Consider the following 3,075-nt stretch of genomic DNA (forward strand, 5'->3'; position numbering starts at 1 on the left):
CCCCCCCCCCCCCCCCCCCCCCCCCCCCCCCCCCCCCCCCCCCCCGCTTCTGCATAAGCCGGAAAAGGCCTACATGATGGGCGAGAAGAGGCGCAGGAAGGCGCGCACGATCCGCTTCCACAGCTTGACGTGCTTGATATAGTCGCGGGGGATTTCAAAGCACTTGCCGAAGGTCTTTACGATGTCGTCCCGCACGTCGGCGACAACGCTCGACTGGTAGAAGCAGACCCCGCACTCGAAGTGCAGGTAGAAGCTGCGGTAGTCCATGTTGGCGGTCCCGACGATCGCGACCTTGTCGTCCGAGACATACATCTTCGCGTGGACGAAGCCGGGGGTGTATTCATAGATGCGCACCCCCGCGTTGAGCAGCGGCTGATAGAAGGACTGGGTGGTCTGGTGCACGACCCATTTGTCGGGGATGTGGGGGGTGATGATGCGCACGTCGACTCCGCTGCGCGCCGCAATCTGCAGCGCGGTGATCATCTCGCTGTCGAGGATGAGATAGGGGGTGGTGATGTAGACGTAGCGGGTGGCGCGGTTGATGATCTGCATGTACGTCTCCTCCGAGACGTTGATCTGGTCGAGCGGGGAATCGCCGAACGGCTGCACGAAGCCGTCGCACGGCTGGGGCTGGGTGGGGCGGTACCGGGCGAAGTCATGGTCGGTGGGGACGGTGAAATTCCACAGCGAGAGGAACATCGCCGTCAGCCCCCACACGCCGTCGCCGCGCAGCAGCACGCCGGTGTCCTTCCAGTGGCCGTGCTTTTCGTAGTCATTGATGTATTCGTCGGCGATATTGATGCCGCCGCAGAACCCCACGTTGCCGTCGATCACGGTGATCTTGCGGTGGTCGCGGTAGTTCATCATCGAGTTGAGGTGGGGCTGGAAGGGGTTGAAGAGCGCGCACTTGATGCCCGCCTTGCGCAGCTTGGCGGCGTAGTTGGCGGGCAGCGTCATGATCGAGCCGAGGTCATCGTACATGAAACGCACGTCCACCCCCTCCGCGGCCTTTTCGCGCAGGATCTGAAAGATCGGCTCCCACATGACCCCCTCCTCGAGGATAAAGTACTCCATGAAGATGAACCGTTTGGCCTTGGGCAGCTCCTCAAGCATCCGCGCCCACATCGTTTCGCCGATGGGCAGGTATTCCGACTGGGTGTTTTTCCAGAGGGGGGATCCGGTGGTGCGCAGGATATAGTCGGAGAGGGTGGCCATGCCGGGGTCCGCCTCCCGCAGCTCCTCGACGCAGGAGGCGTCCTGCGCCAGCACGCGGGGGGCGCTCTTCTCAGCCAGCGTGATCCGCCGGGCGAGCTTTTTCGGCATGCTCTTGTTGCCGAACATGAGGTAGAAAAGCCCGCCGAAGATGGGAAAGATCAAAATGGGAATGGTCCACGCCAGCTTGTAGGCGGGGTTTTCATCCTTGCTGACCAGCCAGACTGCGATCGTGACGCTCAGCGCGGTGAGGAATCCGTAGACGGCCACAAAGTGGTCGCCCAGCAGGATGATCGCCACCAGCAGGATCGCCAGCTGGACCAGCATCAGCAGGATGACGATGGACAGCTTGCCGAAAAGCAGGCTGAATACGGATTTTGCATGCATCTGTTGTTTTTTCTTTGCCATAAACATCCCTCGATCTTTTTCCGGCAGGGCCAACACGTTCCAAACAAGTCACATCATAGCAGTTTTCCCCATAAAGTTCAAGAAGATGACGGAACGGGCAAAAAAACGGAAGGCGGCCTTCGCCGCCTCCCGCAAAGGACTTAAAGCCCGTTGGGATTCTTTTTGCTGAAATTCCAGTTGTCCTCGCACATGTCGTCGAGCGTCCGTTCGGCCGTCCATCCGAGCAGCTCCTTCGCCTTGGAAGCGTCCGCGTAGGAGTTGGCGATGTCGCCGGGGCGGCGGGGCGCGATGTGGTGCTTGATCGGCTTGCCGCAGGCCTTCTCGAAGGCGTGGAGCACGTCGAGCACCGAGTAGCCGTGGCCGGTGCCGAGGTTGATCGCCTCCACGCCGGTGCGGTCGAGGACGTAGTCGAGCGCTTTCAGATGTCCCACCGCGAGGTCGACCACGTGGATGTAGTCGCGCACGCCGGTGCCGTCGTGCGTCTCGTAGTCGTCGCCGTAGATGGCCAGGTCCTCGAGCTTGCCGGTCGCCACCTGCGCGATGTAGGGCAGGAGGTTGTTGGGGATGCCGTTGGGGTCCTCACCGAGCAGGCCGCTTTTGTGCGCGCCGATGGGGTTGAAGTAGCGCAGCAGCGCGACGCTCCACGCGGGATCGGCCTTCCACAGATCGGTGAGGATCTGCTCGATATAGAGCTTGGTGGTGCCGTAGGGGTTGGTGGCCGCGTGGGGCAGCGGCATATCCTCGCGGAAGGGGACGGGATTCTCCATGCCGTAGACGGTGGCGGAGGAGGAGAAGACGATCTTTTTGCAGCCGTGCGCCGCCATCACTTCGCAGAGGACGAGGGTGCCGGTGAGGTTGTTGTGATAGTAGCGCAGCGGAATGCGGCAGGATTCGCCGACCGCCTTGAGCCCCGCGAAATGGATGACCGCGTCAATCTGGTTCTGCTCGAACACCCGCTCCACCCCGGCTTTGTCGAGCAGGTCGGCCTCATAGAATTTGAAGTCCTTGCCGGTAATCTGGCGGATGCGTTTGAGGGCCTCGGGCTTGGAGTTGACGAAATTGTCCAGCACAACGATTTCCTTGCCCGCGTTCAGCAGCTCTACGCAGGTGTGGGAACCGATGTAGCCGGCGCCTCCGGTGACTAAAATTGACATGTGCGATCACTCCTTATCATAACTGTATGGATGTCATTTTCCGTAATTTCAGTATAGTCGGAGCGGGTATCGCTGTCAATGCGCTGGATAAAACACGCAACAATCCTCCATAAAGTCGCAACAAAACTGACGCTCCGCCGGGGAATTTGCCGCGCTGCGCCCGGCGGGGCTTCTTTTTAGATTTTCCGCCCGGGGGACGGAAGGCTTTTTTCGCGCCCCTCCGGGGCGCTTTCAATGTGCCGCCTGCGGCGGCATGGATTGCCGGGACCCGCCCCGGCAGGCGGGCCGACTTCTTGCGCGC

The 3,075-nt window shown here is 61.2% G+C and carries 3 protein-coding genes; all 3 read right to left on the minus strand.

Going from position 1 to position 3,075, the window contains the following annotated elements; translation table 11 throughout:
• Window positions 1-69: 69 nt before the first annotated feature.
• Window positions 70-1,620, minus strand: coding sequence for a cardiolipin synthase (gene cls, locus NE609_RS17100; protein ID WP_256153215.1), 1,551 nt, complete (start codon window positions 1,618-1,620; stop codon window positions 70-72).
• 140 nt (window positions 1,621-1,760) lie between these two features.
• The gene (gene galE / locus NE609_RS17105) at window positions 1,761-2,774 is read right to left on the minus strand and encodes a UDP-glucose 4-epimerase GalE (protein ID WP_121587666.1); all 1,014 of its coding nucleotides are present in this window, start codon (window positions 2,772-2,774) and stop codon (window positions 1,761-1,763) included.
• A 16-nt stretch (window positions 2,775-2,790) separates the two neighbouring features.
• Window positions 2,791-3,075 (minus strand): hypothetical protein (locus NE609_RS17110; RefSeq protein WP_256153216.1); only part of this gene is annotated, 285 nt, incomplete at its 5' end.

The sequence above is a fragment of the Anaerotruncus sp. DFI.9.16 genome (assembly GCF_024461615.1).
Taxonomy (GTDB): domain Bacteria; phylum Bacillota; class Clostridia; order Oscillospirales; family Ruminococcaceae; genus Anaerotruncus; species Anaerotruncus massiliensis.